The 17,530-nt window shown below is 72.2% G+C and carries 12 protein-coding genes; 6 read left to right on the forward strand and 6 right to left on the reverse strand.

Annotated elements, in window-relative coordinates:
• The coding region (locus OFY01_RS27165; RefSeq protein WP_266604258.1) for an LCP family protein at positions 1-1,492 on the forward strand (1,492 nt) is incomplete at its 5' end.
• 109 nt (positions 1,493-1,601) lie between these two features.
• Complete coding sequence (locus OFY01_RS27170) at positions 1,602-3,317, forward strand: LCP family protein (RefSeq protein WP_266604260.1); 1,716 nt, start codon at positions 1,602-1,604, stop codon at positions 3,315-3,317.
• 12 nt (positions 3,318-3,329) lie between these two features.
• On the opposite strand, the gene OFY01_RS27175 is transcribed toward OFY01_RS27170, so the two are convergent.
• Positions 3,330-4,376: a glycosyltransferase family 2 protein gene (locus OFY01_RS27175; RefSeq protein ID WP_266604262.1), complete on the reverse strand. Its 1,047-nt coding sequence runs from the start codon at positions 4,374-4,376 to the stop codon at positions 3,330-3,332.
• A 178-nt stretch (positions 4,377-4,554) separates the two neighbouring features.
• On the opposite strand from OFY01_RS27175, the gene OFY01_RS27180 reads away from it, so the two are divergent.
• On the forward strand, positions 4,555-6,066 hold the full coding sequence (locus OFY01_RS27180; protein WP_456115292.1) for an LCP family protein: 1,512 nt from the start codon (positions 4,555-4,557) through the stop codon (positions 6,064-6,066).
• Between the two features lie 49 nt (positions 6,067-6,115).
• Here the strand turns inward: OFY01_RS27180 and OFY01_RS27185 are convergent, their stop codons facing one another.
• On the reverse strand, positions 6,116-6,685 hold the full coding sequence (locus tag OFY01_RS27185) for an acyl-CoA thioesterase (RefSeq protein WP_266604264.1): 570 nt from the start codon (positions 6,683-6,685) through the stop codon (positions 6,116-6,118).
• Positions 6,686-6,804: 119 nt separating this feature from the next.
• Between OFY01_RS27185 and OFY01_RS27190 the strand changes: the two genes are divergently transcribed.
• Positions 6,805-8,100, forward strand: a complete 1,296-nt coding sequence (locus tag OFY01_RS27190) for an LCP family protein (protein ID WP_266604266.1) — start codon at positions 6,805-6,807, stop codon at positions 8,098-8,100.
• Here OFY01_RS27190 and OFY01_RS27195 read toward each other — a convergent pair.
• Positions 8,097-11,045 (reverse strand): FAD-binding and (Fe-S)-binding domain-containing protein, encoded by a 2,949-nt coding sequence (locus tag OFY01_RS27195; protein ID WP_266604268.1) that lies wholly within the window; start codon positions 11,043-11,045, stop codon positions 8,097-8,099. The genes OFY01_RS27190 and OFY01_RS27195 overlap by 4 nt on opposite strands.
• A 132-nt stretch (positions 11,046-11,177) precedes the next feature.
• Positions 11,178-12,455: an aspartate aminotransferase family protein gene (locus OFY01_RS27200; protein WP_266604270.1), complete on the reverse strand. Its 1,278-nt coding sequence runs from the start codon at positions 12,453-12,455 to the stop codon at positions 11,178-11,180.
• Positions 12,456-12,602: 147 nt separating this feature from the next.
• Between OFY01_RS27200 and OFY01_RS27205 the strand changes: the two genes are divergently transcribed.
• Complete coding sequence (locus OFY01_RS27205) at positions 12,603-14,090, forward strand: NAD-dependent succinate-semialdehyde dehydrogenase (protein ID WP_266604272.1); 1,488 nt, start codon at positions 12,603-12,605, stop codon at positions 14,088-14,090.
• A 69-nt stretch (positions 14,091-14,159) separates the two neighbouring features.
• Complete coding sequence (locus OFY01_RS27210; RefSeq protein WP_266604274.1) at positions 14,160-14,690, forward strand: DUF3830 family protein; 531 nt, start codon at positions 14,160-14,162, stop codon at positions 14,688-14,690.
• Between the two features lie 59 nt (positions 14,691-14,749).
• Here OFY01_RS27210 and OFY01_RS27215 read toward each other — a convergent pair whose 3' ends face one another.
• Both OFY01_RS27215 and OFY01_RS27220 read right to left on the reverse strand, forming a co-directional pair.
• The gene (locus tag OFY01_RS27215) at positions 14,750-16,318 is read right to left on the reverse strand and encodes an amidase (protein ID WP_407700434.1); all 1,569 of its coding nucleotides are present in this window, start codon (positions 16,316-16,318) and stop codon (positions 14,750-14,752) included.
• A complete protein-coding gene (locus tag OFY01_RS27220) occupies positions 16,318-17,343 on the reverse strand; it encodes a D-2-hydroxyacid dehydrogenase (protein WP_266604276.1) in 1,026 nt (341 codons plus the stop codon). Before OFY01_RS27220 ends, OFY01_RS27215 begins: the two co-directional genes overlap by 1 nt.
• Between the last annotated feature and the right edge of the window lie 187 nt (positions 17,344-17,530).

A 17,530-nucleotide genomic window follows, 5' to 3' on the forward strand; every position in this document is an offset into this window, starting at 1 on the left:
GCCGCCGCCGCCCGGTGCCGGGCGGCGCCGCTCGAAGCAGAAGAAGAAGTCGAAGGTCGGCAAGATCCTCGGCTGGACGGCCGGCTCGCTCGCGTTCGTGGTGATCGCCGTGGCGGGCGCCGGATACCTCTACTACGAGCACCTGAACAGCAACATCACCACGCAGGACGTCGTCGGCGCCAAGAACGGCTTCGACAAGGACAAGGCGTTCAACATCCTGATCATCGGCACCGACAAACGCACCGGCAAGGGCAACGAGGGCTACGGCGACAAGGGCAGCGTCGGCCACGCCGACACCAACGTGCTGCTGCACGTCTCCAAGGACCGTACGAACGCGACCGCGCTGAGCATCCCGCGCGACCTGATCGTGAACGTGCCGGACTGCCAGGTGAAGGAGAAGGACGGGACGCTCAGGACCATCCCGGGCACGGACGACGTCCGCTTCAACACCAGTCTGGGCCAGGAGGGCCGGGACCCGGGCTGCACGATGAAGACCGTCAAGGAGGTCACGGGCATCACCGTCGACCACTTCATGATGGCCGACTTCAACGCGGTCAAGCAGCTGTCCACGGCGGTCGGCGGTGTCCAGGTCTGCGTCGCCCACGCGGTGGACGACCCGAAATCGCACCTGAAGCTCCCCAAGGGCAAGAGCATCGTCAAGGGCGAGCAGGCGCTGGCCTTCGTCCGTACCCGGCACAGTTTCGGCAACCACGGCGACCTCGACCGCATCAAGGTGCAGCAGCAGTTCCTCGGCTCCCTCGCGCGCAAGATGAGTTCGAGCGACACCCTCACCAGCCCGACCAAGCTGACCAGCCTCGCCGAGACCGCGACCAAGGCGCTCACGGTCGACAAGGGCATAGGCAGCCTCAACAAACTCAAGGACATCGCCCTGGAGTTGAAGAAGGTTCCGCCGAAGAACCTGTCGTTCACGACCGTCCCGGTACTCGACAACCCGGCCGACGGCAAGATCCACAAGACGGTCATCGTGAACCCGACGGCCGCGCCACCGATCTTCGACGCGATCAAGAACGACGTGTCGCTGACGCAGACGAAGAAGCAACAGCAGCAGAAGCAGAAGGCCGCCGACGCCGCCAAGCTCAAGGGGTCGATGTCGTCCGCCCACGACGTGCGCGTCGACATCTACAACGGCAGCGACACCACCGGCGCCGCGCAGGCCACGCTCACCTGGCTGCAGAACTCCGAGGGCGTGGTCAAGTCGAGCCAGTTGGGCAACGCGCCCAAGCAGAAGAAGACGTCGCTGGAGTACTCGCCCGACCAGGCGGACCAGGCACGGCGGCTGGCCAAGATCATGGACCTGCCCGGCTCCGCGCTGAAGCCCGGCAAGAGCGAGACCAACGACCAGGGGCTGCCTGCGATCAAGCTCGTACTCGGCGCGGACTACGCGGGGCCCGGGGAGCCCCTGAGCAACGGTCCGGTGAAGGCTCCGGACGTGGACAAGACCACGGCTGACAAAACGGTGTGCGCCAGCTGACGAAGCTGTTGCGCCGTCTGACCAACCTCGGCCGCCTCTCGACTGTCTAACCCTGTGACAGCGAGGGCGGCCGAGCCATGGGGGCACGGCGGGGAGGGCGGGGAAAGACATGGGGCGAGGCGGCATACGCACAGGCGCCGCACGGACCGGGCGGGCGGATGCGCCGCCGGGCACACCGGCGTCGCACGCCGGTGAACCGGGCTGGGAGGCGAGCCGGTACGAGGACGGGGGCGGGCGGGGGCCCTCCGGCTCCCACAAGGCGTCGCCGCCGGGCGGCGGAGGACGCGGCCACCGCGGCGGGCACCGGCGCGGCGGGGACCGGCGGCGCCGGGGCCGAATACTGGGCTGGACCGCGGGCGTGCTCGCGTTCCTCGTCATCGGCACGGCGGGCGCCGGATATCTCTACTACGAGCACCTGAACAGCAACATCCAGACGGGCAAGCTCAACCTCGGTGACCACCAGATCGCCAAGCCCAAGCCGAACGCGGCGGGCCAGACCCCGCTGAACATCCTCCTGATCGGCTCCGACGCCCGCGACACGAAGGAGAACCAGAAGCTGGGTGGGGCGAAGAACACGTTCGGCGGCGCGGCGCGGGCCGACGTGCAGATGCTGGTGCACCTGTCGGCGGACCGCAGCAACATGTCGGTGGTGAGCATTCCACGCGACACCCTGATCAAACTGCCCAAGTGCACCGATCCGAAGACCGGGAAGGTGTACCCGGCGACCTCCACGCCGAAGATGGCGAACGAGTCGCTGACCCGCGGCGGTCCTGGTTGCACCGTCGCCACGTGGGAGTCGTTCACCGGCATCCACATCGACCACTACATCATGGTCGACTTCGCCGGCGTGGTCTCGATGGCCGACGCGATCGGCGGCGTACCGGTCTGTGTCGACGCCAACATCTACTCCAGGGACCGCAACGGGCACGGCTCGGGCCTGAGGCTGAAGAAGGGCACGACGTCCGTGAAGGGCCTGCAGGCTCTCCAGTGGCTGCGGACCCGCTACGGCTTCGAGGACGGCACCGACATCGCGCGCGCCAAGGCACAGCACATGTACATGAGCTCGATGGAACGCCAGATGCGCAAGAACGCGACCTTCAGCCACCCCGGCAAGCTGCGCGAGCTCGCCGAGCAGGCGACGCGGTCGCTCCACGTCGACGACGGCCTGCACACCGTCAAGAAGCTCTACGACCTGACCAACGAGCTGAAGAAACCCAAGCCGAGCCGCATCACCATGACGACGATGCCGTTCGTGTACGTGGGCGAGCGCGTCGCCCCGAAGCCCGGCGACGCCGAGAAGCTGTTCCGGCTCGTGCGCGACGACATCCCGCTCGACGGCAAGGGCCTGAAGAAAAAGAAGAGCGACGACGCGCAGGTCTCCGACGACCCGGCGGCGCCCGCCGCGCAGATCGGCGTGCAGGTGCGCAACGGCACGCGTACGGCGACCACCGCCGCGGTGCCCAGGCGTGCCTCGCGGGTGGCGCGGGTGCTCGTCGGCAAGGGCTACACCCGTGCCGCGGCCGACCAGTCGGGCTCGGTCGCCCAGGAGCGTACGCAGATCCTCTTCCCCTCGAAGGACCTGGAGGGCGACGCGCAGAAAGTCGCCAAGTCCCTGGGGATTCCGCTGGGTTCGGTGAAACAGTCGACGGACGTGTCCGGGGTGACGCTGATCGTGGGCGCCGACTGGACGACCGGCGACAGCTACCCGAAGGACGCCGCCGCGAAGGACACCGCGGACGACGACAAGGCGCCCAAGTCGGACCAGACCATCAACGGCGCCGACGGCTCCAAGTGCATGCACGTGCAGCCGGGCTACACCTGGTAGCCCGGCCGCGGGTCAGTTGGCGGTGGCCTCGCGCCGCACGGCGGGGCGGCGCGAGGCGATGACCTTCTTGGCGAGGGACTTGGGGCTGGTCAGAAAGCCCCAGCCCCACGACATGTGCATCGTCGCGAGCGCCACGGGGATCTGCGCGCGAGCCTTGAGCGCCAGCCCCTTGCCCGCGGGCAGCGAACCCGCGGCGATGGCCGCGAGGTAGCCGCCGGGGACCACGAAGCCCCACGGGGTGAGCGCCGCGCCGACGACCAGACCGGCCGCGATGGCGCACACCGCGGTCGGCGGGGCGAGGTAGCGCAGGTTGATGGAGCCGGAGTGGTAGCGGGCGACGACGTGGCGCCAACGGCCGTAGTTCCTGTACTGCTTGGCCAGCTCCCTGACGGAGGGGCGGGGCCGGTAGGAGACCTTCAGCTCGGGCGAGAACCAGATGAGGCCGCCCGCCTCGCGGATGCGGAAGTTCAGCTCCCAGTCCTGGGCGCGGATGAACTCCTCGTTGTAGCCGCCCTGCTGCTCAAGGGCCTCGCGGCGGAACACCCCCAGGTAGACCGTCTCGGCCTGCTGCGCCTCGCCTCCGGTGTGGAACGCGGCGTTGCCGACGCCGATCTTCGACGTCATGGCGGCGGCGACGGCCTGCTCCCAGGCGTTGGTGCCCTGGGCGTGCATGATGCCGCCGACGTTCATGGCGCCGGTCTCCTCCAGGAGGCGGACGGCGGTGGCGATGTAGCCGGGCGAGAGCGCGGCGTGGCCGTCGACGCGGACCACGACCGGGTGGCGGGATGCCTTGATCGCGGCGTTCAGCGCGGCGGGGGTGCGGCCCGTCGGGTTGGGCACCGTGTGCACGCGCGAGTCCTCGGCGACGAGCTGTGCGGCGATCTCGTCCGTACGGTCGGTGGACGGGCCGAGGGCGACCACGACCTCCATCTCGCCGCCGTACTCCTGCGCCAGGATCGCCTCGACGGCCTCCCGCAGGTGCCGCTCCTCGTTGAGGACGGGCATGATCACGGAGACCGGCGGGAGCTGCCCGTCGCTGTTCGTGTTCTGGGTGTCCATCTCGTCTTTCACGGCCGGGGGTCCGGGGGCGTCCCCCGGAGAGTGCAGCGTCGCGGGTCACGTTACCGCTAATGGGGGATCCGGACGCGCGCCGCCCGCCGCGCTACCACGATCGGGAGATCGTATCGGCCTACGGTGCTCACGATCCGCCGCCCGCCCGCCACGCGAGGTGTCCCCCGTGCCCACGCCGCCCCGCTCCCCCGCCCGTCCGCCGCGGCCGCCCCGGCCGCCGCGCCCCCCGCGGTCTCAGGGATCGGGCCAGGTCCGCCGCCCGGTCGGTCCGCCGCGCCGCAGACGGCCCCGGTGGGCGATGCGGGTGGCGACGACGTTCTCGGTGACGGTGCTGGCCGCGGCGGGCATCGGGCACGCGCTCGTCAGCGGCATCGACTCGGGCATCCACCGGATCGACCCGTTCCACGACATGAAGAACCGCCCGGCGGCCGGGCACGGCATGAACCTGCTGGTCGTGGGCGTGGACGACCGCGACAAGATCACGCCGCGGGAGAAGCGGAAGTACCGGCTCGGCGGCGCCCCCTGTCACTGCACGGACACGCTGATGATCGTGCACATCTCGGCCGCCCACGACCGGGCCTCCGTCGTCTCGCTGCCCCGCGACTCCTTCGCGCAGCTGCCCGCGCACACCGACCGCACCACCGGCCGGAAGCACCACACACACCCGGCGAAGATCAACGCGGCGTACGCGGAGGGCGGCCCGCGCCTGACCGTGCGTACGGTCGAGAAGATGACCAATGTGAAGATCGACCACTACCTGGAGGTCGACTTCACCAGCTTCATGAAGACGGTCGACGTGCTCGGCGGCGTCAAGGTGTGCACCGAGCGGCGCCTCAAGGACTCCTACACGGGTCTCGACCTGAGCCCCGGCACCCACCTGCTGAGCGGTGGTCAGGCGCTGCAGTACGTACGGTCCCGGCACGCGGACGGCTCCAGCGACCTGGGGCGGATGCGGCGCCAGCAGAAGTTCCTGGCCTCGCTGATCGCGAAGACGACGTCGTCCGGGGTGCTGCTCAACCCGGTCAAGTTCCGCGAGGTCGCCTCCACGCTCCTGAAGTCCGTCCGGGCCGACCGCGGGTTCGGCACGGACCAGCTGGTCGACCTGGCGCGGGCCATGCGGAACTTCTCACCGTCGTCGTCGGAGTTCGCGACCGTGCCCATCAGCGACCTCAGCTTCCCGGTGAAGGGCATCGGCTCGACCGTGAAGTGGGACGACAAGAAGGCCGCGAAGCTGTTCCAGGCCCTGCGCGACGACAAACCGCTGGCCGTGCACCGGGCGCACCGGAGGACGACACCGGTGGAGGTGGCGCCGAAGCAGATCCGCGTCCAGGTGGAGAACGCGACGAAGACGGCGGGGCTCGGCCGCAAGGCGGACGCCGCGCTGCGCACGACGGGGTTCCGCACGACGGGGCTGCCCCGCAACGCCACCGCCTCGGCCGCCGCCGCGGCCGGGCGGCCCGCGCACACGACAGTGCTGTACGACCCGCGCTGGGACCGCTCGGCCAAGTCGCTGGCGGCCGCGCTGCCGGGCGCGCGGCTGAAGGCGGTCAAGGGGCAGGGCGCCACGATGACGGTGCTGGTGGGCACGGACTACAAGGGTGTACGTGCCGTGCGGGCCAAGGAGGCGAACCAGGGCGAGTTCGGCACGGTCACCGGGGACCAGGTGACCTGTGGCTGATCGCCCGCCCGGCGCCCGCTCCGGGGGCTCAGCCCCGCCGCCCCGCTCCTCAAGCGTCGGAGGGGCTTGATTCTGCCGCCCGGAGCTCCTTGATGGCCCGGCGGCGCGCCAACCGGTGCTGGCGCCGGATCTGGGCCTCCTGATACCGCCGCCGGTCACGGTCGGTCTCGGGCAGCACCGGCGGCACGCTGCGCGGTTTGCCGTCGGCGTCCACCGCGGCGAAGACCAGGTAGGCGGAGCCGACCTGCTGGGCGGGGGTCGACTCGTTCCACCGCTCGGCCAGGACCCGCACGCCGATCTCCATCGAGGTGCGCCCGGTCCAGTTCACCTGGGCCTTCACGTGAACAAGGTCACCGACGCGCACCGGCTCCAGGAACGCCATCTCGTCCATGGAGGCGGTCACGGCGGGCCCGCCGGAGTGCCGGCCGGCCACGGCGCCCGCGGCGTCGTCGACCAGTTTCATGATCACGCCGCCGTGCACGGTGCCCAGGAGATTGGTGTCGGCGTGCGTCATGATGTGCGACAACGTGGTACGGGAAGCGGACGTCGGCTTTCCCGGGATCTCGCCGGGGGCATCGCCCGGAATTTCGGTTTCGGCGTCGCGGGCGTGGTCTGTCATGCCAACCACCCTATGCGCGTCCGGCGCGCGTCCGGATTGTGTCAGCTCTGCAACAGCCCTGGTGTGATTCCCCACCCGCTCTTGTCGGGCGCACAGGCGTGCCCTGCACACTGGGCCACATGAACGAGTGGCCCGATGGGTGGAGCGACAGGCAGAGCGGCGGCGGTGGCCGGGGCGGCTACGGCCGTGGCAGCGCGAACGCGCGCCCTGAGGGCGCGCGTGTCATGCCGCACGTGCAGCGGCAGCGGTCCGTACCCCCGCAGCCGCCCGCGTACGACGACGGCTACGGCGAGTACGGGAACGGCCCCGGCAACACGTACGACAGCGGCTACAACACGGGCCAGGTCTACGGCCAGCCCGGCCGCGGCCACCACCCGCGCGGCGGCGACGGCGGCGACGGCTACGGGCCGCCGACCGGCCGCCCGGCGCGCACGCCGAACTGGGGCAGGCGGATCAAGTGGACCGCCGTCACCCTGGTCACGGTCGTCGCGGTGACGGGCGTCGCCACGTACTTCTGGGCCGACTCCAAGCTGCACCGGGACGTCGACCTGTCCAAGGTGATAGACCGGCCCGCCGCGGGCAAGGGCACGAACTACCTGATCGTCGGTACCGACAGCCGCAAGGGCATGACCGCCGCGCAGGAGAAGGAGCTGCACACCGGCTCCGCCGAGGGCAAGCGCACGGACACGATGATGATCCTGCACGTCGGCGACAACGGCGACACGCTCGTCTCGCTGCCGCGCGACTCGAACGTGACGATCCCCAGCTACAAGGGCGCCGAGTCCGGGAAGATGTACCCGAACACCGGCCGCCAGACCAAGCTGAACGCCGCGTACGCGGAGGACGGCGCCCCGCTGCTCGTACGCACGGTCGAGTACAACACCGGCCTGCACATCGACCACTACGCGGAGATCGGCTTCACCGGGTTCGCCGACATCGTCGACGCGGTCGGCGGGGTCGAGATGAACCTGAAGAAGGGCTTCAAGGACAAGTGGTCCGGCGCCGACTTCAAGGCGGGCAAGCAGACCCTCAACGGCAAGCAGGCGCTCGCCTTCGTCCGTACCCGGCACGCGTTCGCCGCGAGCGACCTGCAGCGCACCAAGAACCAGCAGGCGTTCCTCGCGGCGCTCGCCCACAAGGTGTCGTCGCCGTCGACGGTGATGAACCCGTTCAAGCTCTACCCGACGATGGGCGCGGGCCTCGACTCCCTGGTCGTCGACAAGGACATGAGCCTGTGGGACCTGGGGTCGATGTTCATGGCGATGAAGTCGGTCAACGGCGGTGACGGCACGTCCATGAACATGCCGCTCAACGGTCACATCGGCGGCAACCTGCTGTGGGACAAGGCCAAGGTCAAGCAGCTCGTCCAGCAGTTCAACGCCGACGAGAGGGTCACCGTCACCAGCAACAGCTAGCTGGCTGGCCGGCCGACGGGCCGGTCGCGCAGGCAGTCCCTCAGCAGTTCGGCCAGGTGGCGCGGGCGGCGGTCGGAGAGCTGCGTGATCTGGGTGCGGCAGCTGTAGCCGTCGGCGAGCACCACGGTGTCGGACGGCGCGGCGCGCAGGGCGGGCAGCAGGGCGTGCTCGCCGACCGCGACCGACACGTCGTAGTGCTCCTTCTCGAAGCCGAAGTTCCCGGCCAGGCCGCAGCAGCCGGAGTCGAGCCGCCCGCTGTCCACGCCGATCCGGGCGAGCACCCGGTCGTCCGCCGCGCTGCCGAGCGTGGCGTGCTGGTGGCAGTGGGTCTGGGTGAGCGCGGTGACGTCCAGGCGGCCGAGGTCGGCGTCGGGGGCACGGCGGTCGAGGAGCTCGGCGAACGTCACGGTCCCGTCGGCCAGGCGCCGGGCCCGGCCGTCGCCGGGGAGCAGCTCGGTGGCGTCGGTGCGCAGGAGCGAGGTGCAGCTCGGTTCGAGGCCGACGAGCGGGATGCCGCGCCGCAGGTAGGGGTCGACGGCCTTGAGGGTGCGGCCCAGGACCCGCTTGGCCATGTCGAGCTGCCCGGTGGTGTGCCAGGTGAGCCCGCAGCAGAGCCGGTCGGGCGGCAGGACGACGTCGAAGCCCGCGTGTTCCAGGACCTCGACGGCGGCGCGCCCCACCTGCGGCGTCATGAACTCGGTGAACGTGTCGGGCCACAGCAGTACCGTGCCGCGGCGTGCGCCGGAGCGCGGTGCGGCCGGTGCGGGCCTGCGCTCGAACCAGGTACGGAACCGGCGCCCGGCGAACGGCGGCACCGGCCGCTCGGGCGCGATGCCGCCCGCGTGCTTGAGGAGCCCGGCGGCGGTGGCGTTGCCGGTCAGGGCGTTGGCGAGGCGCGGCGCGCGACCGGCGAGGTGCGCCCACAGGGGCAGCCAGCCCAGCGCGTAGTGGGAGGCGGGGCGGCGCCGTCCCTTGTAGTGGTGGTGGAGGAACTCGGCCTTGTAAGCGGCCATGTCGACGCCGACCGGGCAGTCGCTCTTGCAACCCTTGCAGGACAGGCACAGGTCGAGCGCCTCGGCGGCCTCGCCGGACCGCCACCCGTCGGTGATGACCTCGCCCTGGATCATTTCGTGGAGCACGCGTGCGCGCCCGCGCGTGGAGTCCTTCTCGTCGCCGGTGGCCCGGTAGCTGGGGCACATCACGCCGCCGGAGGCGGTGCGGCACTTGGCGACGCCGACGCAGCGGCGCAGCGCCTTGGACAGGTCGCCGTCGTCCGCGGCGAGGGCGAGGGTGGTGGTCAGGGGGAGGGCGGGCCGGTGTCCGGGGCGGATGCGGAGGCGTTCGTCGGCGCGGCGCGGGTGGACGAGGATGCCGGGGTTGAGCTTGTTGCCCGGGTCCCAGACGGCCTTGAAGTCGGCGAAGGCGTCGATGGCCTCCCGGGAGTGGACGAGCGGCAGGAACTCGGCGCGGGCCTGGCCGTCGCCGTGCTCGCCGGAGAGGGTGCCGCCGTGGCGGGCGACGAGCCGGGCGGCGTCCTCCATGAACGACCGGAAGTTCCGTAGGCCGTCCTCGGTGGCGTGGTCGAAGTCGATGCGGATGTGGACGCAGCCCTCGCCGAAGTGCCCGTACGGGGTGCCCTGGAGGCCGTGGTCGGCCAGGAGGCGGTCGAGGTCGCGGAGGTAGTCGCCGAGGTGCTCGACGGGTACGGCGGAGTCCTCCCAGCCGGGCCATGCCTCGGAGCCGTCCGGGGCGCGGGTGGCGAGACCGGAACTGTCCTCGCGGATGCGCCAGAGCGCCGCCTGCTCGGCGGGGTCCTGTACGAGCCGGACCCCTGCCGCCCCGGTGTCCTTGGCGAGGGCGTCGGCGAGCGCGAGCGCTTCGGCGTGGGCTCGTTCGGCGTCGGGCCCGGGAGCGGGCTCGGGGTCGGGGTGGCCGAACTCGACGAGGAGCCAGCCCGCGCCGTCCGGCAGGAGCGCTTCGGGGTGGGCGTCGGGGACGTGGCGGCGCAGCGCGGCCACCTGGTCGCCGCCAAGCCCCTCGCAGGCGATCGGTTCGTGGCGCAGGACGTGGCGGGCGGCGTCGCCGGCGGCGGGCAGGTCGGCGAAGCCGAGCGCGACGAGGGTGCGGCGGGCGGGCAGGTCGACGAGCTTGACGGTGGCGGAGACGACGACGGCGCAGGTGCCTTCGGTGCCGACGAGGGCGGCGGCGAGGTCGAAGCCGTGTTCCGGCAGGAGGTGTTCGAGGCTGTAGCCGGAGACCTGGCGGCGGAAGCGGCCGAACTCCGTGCGGATCATGGCGAGGTGACGGTCCCGCAGGTCGCGCAGTCCGGCGTGGATCTCGCCGGTGCGGCCGCCGCCGTCGATGATCTGCTGGAGCTGCTCGGCGGTGAGGGAGTCGCTCAGCCGCATCCGGACTCCGTCGTACGTGAGCACTTCGAGCTCGACGATGTTGTCGGCGGTCCGGCCCCAGGCGACCGAGTGGGTGCCGCAGGCGTTGTTGCCGATCATGCCGCCGATGGTGCAGCGGGCGTGCGTGGAGGGGTCGGGGCCGAAGCGCAGGCCGTGGGGGCGGCAGGCGTCCTGGAGGCGGTCGAGCACGACGCCGGGTTCGACGCGGGCGGTGCGGGTGCCGGGGTCGACGTCGAGAATGCGGTCGAGCCCGCGGGACGTGTCGATGACGACGCCGTCGCCGATGGCCTGGCCCGCGATGGAGGTGCCGGCGCCGCGGAGGGTGACGGGGACGCCGTGCTCGTGGCAGACGGCCAGGGCGGCGGCGAGCTCGTCGGTGTCGGCGGGGAGCACGACGGCGGCGGGTACCTGCCGGTAGACGGAGGCGTCCTGGGCGTATTCGGCGCGGCGGCGACGGCCGAAGGCGACCTCGCCGCGGGGCACCGCGTGGTGCAGGGCCCGGACGAGCGGCTTGAGCTGCGCGGCGGTCACGGTCATGTGCGGCTCCTTGGGGCGCGGCTGAAGGGGCGCGGGGAACCGCGCGGGAGGCGGCCGCCGCTCGCGGCCGCGCCCGGAAGGGCGCGCGGCGCGAGCGGGCGTTCGGCGGCGCGGGGAACCGCGCGAAGGGCCTCAGCCCAGGGCCGCCGTCACCGATTCCTTCCACAGCGCGAGCCCCTCGTCCACCTGGTCGGCCGTGATCACCAGGGGCGGAATCATCCGGACGACCTGCCCCTGCGTACCACAGGTCAACAGGAGCAGACCACGCTCGGCCGCGGCGGCGTGCACGCGGGACGCGGTCGCGCCGTCCGGTTCGCCGTCCGCCGTGACGAACTCCGTGCCCGCCATCAGGCCGAGGCCGCGTACGTCCCCGATGCCTCCCTGCCCGCCCACCGGACGGGCGGCGGCCACCTCCCGCAGGCCGGCGAAGAGCTGGGCGCCGCGCTCGGCCGCGTTCCGTACGAGCTTCTCCTCCTGGATGACGTCGAGCGTGGCGAGGGCCGCCGCGCACGCCACCGCGTTGCCCCCGTACGTGCCGCCCTGCGAGCCGGGCCACGCCTTCGCCATCAGTTCGCGCGGCGCGGCGATCGCGGAGAGCGGGAAGCCGCTGGCCAGGCCCTTGGCCGTGACGATGATGTCCGGGTCGCCGGCGAAGTGGTCGTGGCCCCAGAAGCGGCCCGTACGCCCGAACCCGGTCTGCACCTCGTCGATGATCAGCAGGATCCCGTGCCGGTCGGCCCGCTCCCGCAGGCCCCGCAGGAACGCCGTGTTGGCGGGCACGTACCCGCCCTCGCCGAGCACCGGTTCGACGATGAACGCCGCCGTGTCCCGCGGCGCCGTGACGGTGGCGAGCACCCGGTCGAGCTCGCTCAGCGCGAACCGGGTGACGGTCTCCTCGTCCATCCCGTACCGCGCGTAGTGGAACGGGTCGGGGAACGGCGCGAGCGCGACCCCGGGCATCAGCGGCCCGTACCCGGAGCGGAACTTCGTCGCCGAGGTGGTCATCGACGCGGCGGCCATGGTCCGGCCGTGGAAGCCGCCGTGGAACGCGACGATGTTGGGCCGCCCGGTGGCCTGCTTGGCGAGCCGCATCGCCGCCTCGACGGCCTCGCTGCCGGAGTTCACGAAGAAGAGCGAGTCGAGCCCGGAGGGCAGCACCTCGCCGAGCCGCTCGCTGAGCGTGCGCAGCGGCTGGTGCATGACGGTCGTGTACTGGCCGTGGATGAGCTTGCCGGTCTGCTCCCGCGCGGCGGCGACCACGCGCGGGTGGCAGTGGCCCGTCGAGGTGACGCCGATCCCGGCGGTGAAGTCCAGGTAGGCGCGGCCCGACTCGTCGTAGAGGTGGACGCCCTCGCCGCGGACGGCCAGGACGGGGGTGGCCTGCTGGAGGACGGGGGACAAAGCACTCATGACGGCTCCTCGCTCGGCGGCTGAAGCGGACGGGGTCGTGGATCAGAGCGGACGGGATCACAGGCCAGAGGCAGGCCGCATCGTAGGATTGTCAACAACCTGCACTCATGCAAGCATGCAATTCCGCCGCTGTCCATGAGGAGAGATATGAGCACAGCCACCGACCAGCAGACGCGGGAACACGCCGTCGTCGCTTCCGTGCCCGACGGCCTCTTCATCGGCGGCACCTGGCGCCCGGCCGCCTCTGGCGCCACCTTCGGCGTGGAGGACCCCTCCGTCGCCCGCGAGCTGCGCACGGTCGCCGACGCGGGCGCCGAGGACGCGCGCGCCGCGGCCGGCGCGGCGGCCGCGGCCCAGGGCGCGTGGGCGGCCACCGCGCCGCGCGAACGCTCCGAGATCCTGCGCCGGGCCTTCGAACTGCTCACCGACCCCCGGCGCCGCGAGGAGCTGGCGCTGCTCATGACGCTGGAGATGGGCAAGCCGCTGGCCGAGGCGCGCGGCGAGGTCGCCTACGCGGCGGAGTTCTTCCGCTGGTTCGCCGAGGAGGCCGTGCGGATCGAGGGCGGCTACCAGACCTCGCCGGACGGCAGGGACCGCTTCGTGATCATGCGGCACCCGGTCGGGCCCGCCTTGCTCGTCACCCCGTGGAACTTCCCTCTCGCCATGGGCACGCGCAAGATCGGTCCGGCGATCGCCGCGGGCTGCACGATGATCGTGAAGCCCGCCGAGCAGACGCCGCTGACGATGCTGAAGCTCGCCGAGATCATGGTCGAGGCCGGGGTCCCCGACGGCGTCCTGAACGTCGTGACCACGTCACGGCCCGGCGAGGTCGTCGAGCCGCTGCTGCGCGGCGGGGCGGTCCGCAAGCTGTCGTTCACCGGCTCCACGCAGGTCGGGCGGCTGCTCCTGGAACAGAGCGCGCAGCACGTACTGCGCGTCTCGCTGGAACTGGGCGGCAACGCCCCGTTCGTGGTCTGCGAGGACGCCGACCTCGACAAGGCCGTCGACGGCGCGATGGCCGCGAAGATGCGCAACATCGGCGAGGCGTGCACGGCCGCCAACCGCCTCTACGTCCACGAGCGCGTGGCCGCCGACTTCGCCGAGAAGCTCGCCGCCCGGATGGGCGCGCTCACCGTGGGCCGCGGCACCGAACCGGGCGTCGACGTGGGGCCGCTGATCGACGAGGCGGGCCGCGGCAAGGTCACCCAGCTCGTCGCGGACGCCACGGCCCGCGGCGCCAAGGTGCTCACGGGCGGCGGACACGCCCCGGGGGAGGGCTACTTCTACTCCCCCACCGTCCTCACCGGTGTCCCGGCCGACGCGACCATGCTGCACGAGGAAATCTTCGGCCCGGTCGCGCCGATCCTCACCTTCGCCTCCGACGACGAGGCGGTCGCCGCGGCCAACGACACCCCGTACGGGCTCGTCTCCTACCTGTTCACGGAGAACCTGGACCGCGCCTTCCGCCTCGCCGAACGCCTGGAGACGGGCATGGTCGGCCTCAACAAGGGGGTCGTCTCCAACCCGGCGGCCCCCTTCGGCGGCGTCAAGCACTCGGGCCTGGGCCGCGAGGGCGGCCGGGTCGGCATCGACGAGTTCCTGGAGACGCGGTACCTGGCGATGCCGCTGGGCTGACGCCGACGCGACGACCGGCACGTACCGCACCGAACGACCGCCCACCGACCGACCGGAGTTGCCACGCACATGGACCGCATGGACCGTTTCGTCACCGTCTCCCTGCCCAAGCGCGGCGTCAGCTGCACGGCCAGGCTGCTCTTCGACCGGGCGCCGATCACCTGCGGGGCGATCTGGGACGCCCTCCCGCTCGGCAGCGACGTGTACCACGCCAAGTACGCGCGCAACGAGATCTACACGCTCGTCCCGGCGTTCGCCCCGCAGGAGCCGCCGCTCGAGAACCCGACGATCACGCCGATCCCGGGCGACCTGTGCTACTTCACCTTCTCCAACACCCAGATGAGCACGGCCAGTTACGGCTACGAGGCCGCCGCCGAGCGGCAGGGCGGCCAGGCCGCGCACGCCGACCGTGACGTCGTCGTGGACCTGGCCCTGTTCTACGAGCGCAACAACCTGCTGATCAACGGCGACCAGGGCTGGGTGCCCGGCATCGTCTGGGGCACGGTCACCGAGGGCCTGGACCGGATGGCCGACGCCTGCCAGGACCTGTGGCGGGCGGGCGCCCTCGGCGAGTCGCTGCGCTTCGAGCGGGCGGAGTGACCCTGACGACGTGAACGGCGCCGGTGGGACTCCGGCCGGGCGGGCTCAGCCCACCAGGCTCAACCCACCGGCCCGGCCCCCACCACGCCCGCGTCCACCACACCCGTGTCCACCACACCCGCCTCCCGCAGCGACTCGTGCAGCACCGCCGAGGCGCGCAGCACCAGCGCGTCCCGGTGCCGCGCGGCGACGAGCTGCGCGCCCACCGGCAGGCCCGCGGCGGTCGTGCCGCAGGGCACCGTGGCGGCGGGCTGCTGGGTGAGGTTGAACGGGTACGTGAACGGGGTCCAGCCGGTCCACCGGGTGTGCGGCCCGCCCGGCGGCACCTCGACGCCCGCCTCGAACGCGGGGATCGGCAGCGTGGGCGTGAGCAGCAGGTCGTACGTCTCGTGGAAACGGCCCATGTGGACGCCGAGCGCCATCCGCTCGTCGACCGCGCCGAGGTAGTCGAGCGCCGTCATCTCCGCGCCCTGGCGGCAGACGTCCTGGAGTCCGGGGTCGAGCCGGGCGAACTGCTCGGGCGTGAGGTGCTCGACGACGCGGGCCGCACCCGCGAACCACAGCGTGTGGTACGCCGCGACGGGGTCGGTGAGGCCGGGGTCCGCCTTGCCGCCCTCCTCCACGTCCGCGCCGAGGCCCGCCAGCAACCCGGCCACGGCGCGCACCCGTTCGGCCACCTCCGGGTCGACCGGGGCGCCGCCGAGGGTCGGGGCGTACGCGATGCGGAGCCCGCCGAGCGCCCCGGCGGTGAGCGCGTCGGCGACGGCGGCGCGGTAGCTGCCGGCCGGCGGTTCGAGGGCCGACCAGTCGCGGGGGTCGGGCCGGGTGAGGACGTCCATGAGCAGCGCCGCGTCCTCCACCGTCCGGGTCATCGGCCCGGCGTGCGCGAGGGTGCCGAAGGGGCTGGCCGGGTAGAGCGGGATACGCCCGTACGTGGGCTTGAGGCCGAAGACGCCGCAGAAGGCGGCGGGGATGCGGACCGAGCCGCCGCCGTCGGTGCCGACCGAGAGCGGCGCCATCCCGGCGGCCACGGCGGCCGCGCTGCCGCCCGACGAGCCGCCGGACGTGGTGGCCGGGTCCCAGGGGTTGCGGGTGACGCCGGTCAGCGGGTTGTCGGTGACGCCCTTCCAGCCGAACTCCGGTGTCGTCGTCTTACCGACGAGCACCGCGCCCTGCTCCCGCATCCGGGCCACGCACGGCGCGTCCTCACCCCACTCGCGGTCGGCCGCGACGCTCAGCGAGCCGCGCAGCGTCGGCCAGCCCTTGGTGAGCAGCAGGTCCTTGATGGAGGCGGGCACCCCGTCGAGCAGCCCGAGCGGCTCGCCGCGGCGGCGCCGTTCCTCACTGGCGCGGGCCTGCGCGAGCGCGGTGTCACGGTCGACGAGGCAGAAGGCGTTCAGCGGCCCGTCCGCCGCCTCGATCCGGTCGAGCACCGACTCGGTGGCCTGCACGGGCGACAGCTCCCCGCGCTCGTAGGCGGCGAGGAGCTCGGTGGCCGTCATGGCGTACGGCTCGCCGGCGGACGAGACGGGGGTGGTACGGGCGGGAGCCGGCTGCGCGGGCCGGGAAGGCTGTTGCGGCCGCGGGGGCCGGGAGGGCTGTTGCGGCTGCGTCGGCTGTGTCGTCATCAGGCACCTTCCTCGGGTGCGGTCGGCGCGCTCGGCTCGGCGGCCGCGACCGGTACGTAACCCAGCTTCTTGTCCACCACGTTGCGCAGCGGGCGGCCGGTCCGCCAGCGCGCGAAGTTGTCGGCGAAGACCGCGGCGAGATCGTCGAGCCAGCTGACGGTGTCGGCCGACATGTGCGGCGACACGAGCAGGTTCGGCGCGTCCCACAGCGGACTGTCGGCGGGCAGCGGCTCCTGCCGGAACACGTCGAGCGCGGCTCCCGCGAGCCGCCCGTGTTCGAGCGCGGCGAGCAGGTCCTTCTCGACGACCATCGGGCCGCGCCCCACGTTGACGAACCGGGCGCCGCGCTTCATCCGGGCGAACGCGGCCGCGTCGAAGAGGTCCTCGGTCTCGGCGGTCAGCGGCGCCGCGCACACCACCCAGTCGGCCCGGGCGAGGAGTTCGCCGAACTCGCCGAAGGCGTGCACCGTGCCGACCTCCGGGTCGCCGTCGCGCCGCGAGCGCCCGACGAGATCGACCCGCAGTCCGAGCGCGCGCAGGGTGCGTACGACCGCCCGGCCGATCGGCCCCCCGCCCAGTACGACCGCGTACGTGTCCGCCACCCGCTCGGTCACCCGGTGCTGCCAGACGCGGCCGCGCTGGCGCTCGTACGTCCCCGCGAAGTCCTTGGCGAGGGCGATGACCTGCCCGGCGACCCACTCGGCGATGGGCTGCTCGAAGACGCCGCGCGAGTTGGTGACCAGCGTGTCGGAGTCGCGCAGCGCCGGGAACATCAGCCGGTCGACACCCGCGCTCGCGGTGTGCACCCAGCGCGGCCCGCCGCCTCCCCCTGGCCAGGCCGCGGGCAGCGCCTCGGTGCCGAACTCCCAGACCAGGAGCGCGTCCGCGGCCGGCAGCTCGGCGGCGAGCCGCGCCTCGGGAACGCAGACGAGGTCGGCGTGGGCGGCGACCTCGTCGAGGCCGTCCGGGCGCCGGTCGGCCAGGACAAGGACCCGCGGGACGCGTCGGCTTCGGGGCTTCGTCACTGCGGCGGCCTCCGAGTGATCGGGGGGATGTGACCGGGAATCGAGCGATTCGCTCGCAGGGTGTGCGAGAGAGGGGACGAAGACGGACCATGGGAGGAAACCGGGGTTTTCCGGAATGGACGTACACCCCTTACCAAACAGGGATTGACACGCTAAGCAGCAGATCTTTACGTTGTCAACAATCTAC

The organism is Streptomyces beihaiensis, from assembly GCF_026274175.1.
Classification (GTDB): domain Bacteria; phylum Actinomycetota; class Actinomycetes; order Streptomycetales; family Streptomycetaceae; genus Streptomyces; species Streptomyces beihaiensis.

Coding starts and splice junctions, on each gene's coding strand:
- OFY01_RS27170 (WP_266604260.1), top strand. CDS start 1,602: ATGGGGCGAGGCGGCATACGCACAGGCGCCGCACGGACCGGGCGGGCG.
- OFY01_RS27190 (WP_266604266.1), top strand. CDS start 6,805: ATGAACGAGTGGCCCGATGGGTGGAGCGACAGGCAGAGCGGCGGCGGT.
- OFY01_RS27195 (WP_266604268.1), bottom strand. CDS start 11,045: ATGACCGTGACCGCCGCGCAGCTCAAGCCGCTCGTCCGGGCCCTGCAC.
- OFY01_RS27210 (WP_266604274.1), top strand. CDS start 14,160: ATGGACCGCATGGACCGTTTCGTCACCGTCTCCCTGCCCAAGCGCGGC.
- OFY01_RS27200 (WP_266604270.1), bottom strand. CDS start 12,455: ATGAGTGCTTTGTCCCCCGTCCTCCAGCAGGCCACCCCCGTCCTGGCC.
- OFY01_RS27185 (WP_266604264.1), bottom strand. CDS start 6,685: ATGACAGACCACGCCCGCGACGCCGAAACCGAAATTCCGGGCGATGCC.
- OFY01_RS27175 (WP_266604262.1), bottom strand. CDS start 4,376: ATGGACACCCAGAACACGAACAGCGACGGGCAGCTCCCGCCGGTCTCC.
- OFY01_RS27205 (WP_266604272.1), top strand. CDS start 12,603: ATGAGCACAGCCACCGACCAGCAGACGCGGGAACACGCCGTCGTCGCT.
- OFY01_RS27215 (WP_407700434.1), bottom strand. CDS start 16,318: ATGACGACACAGCCGACGCAGCCGCAACAGCCCTCCCGGCCCCCGCGG.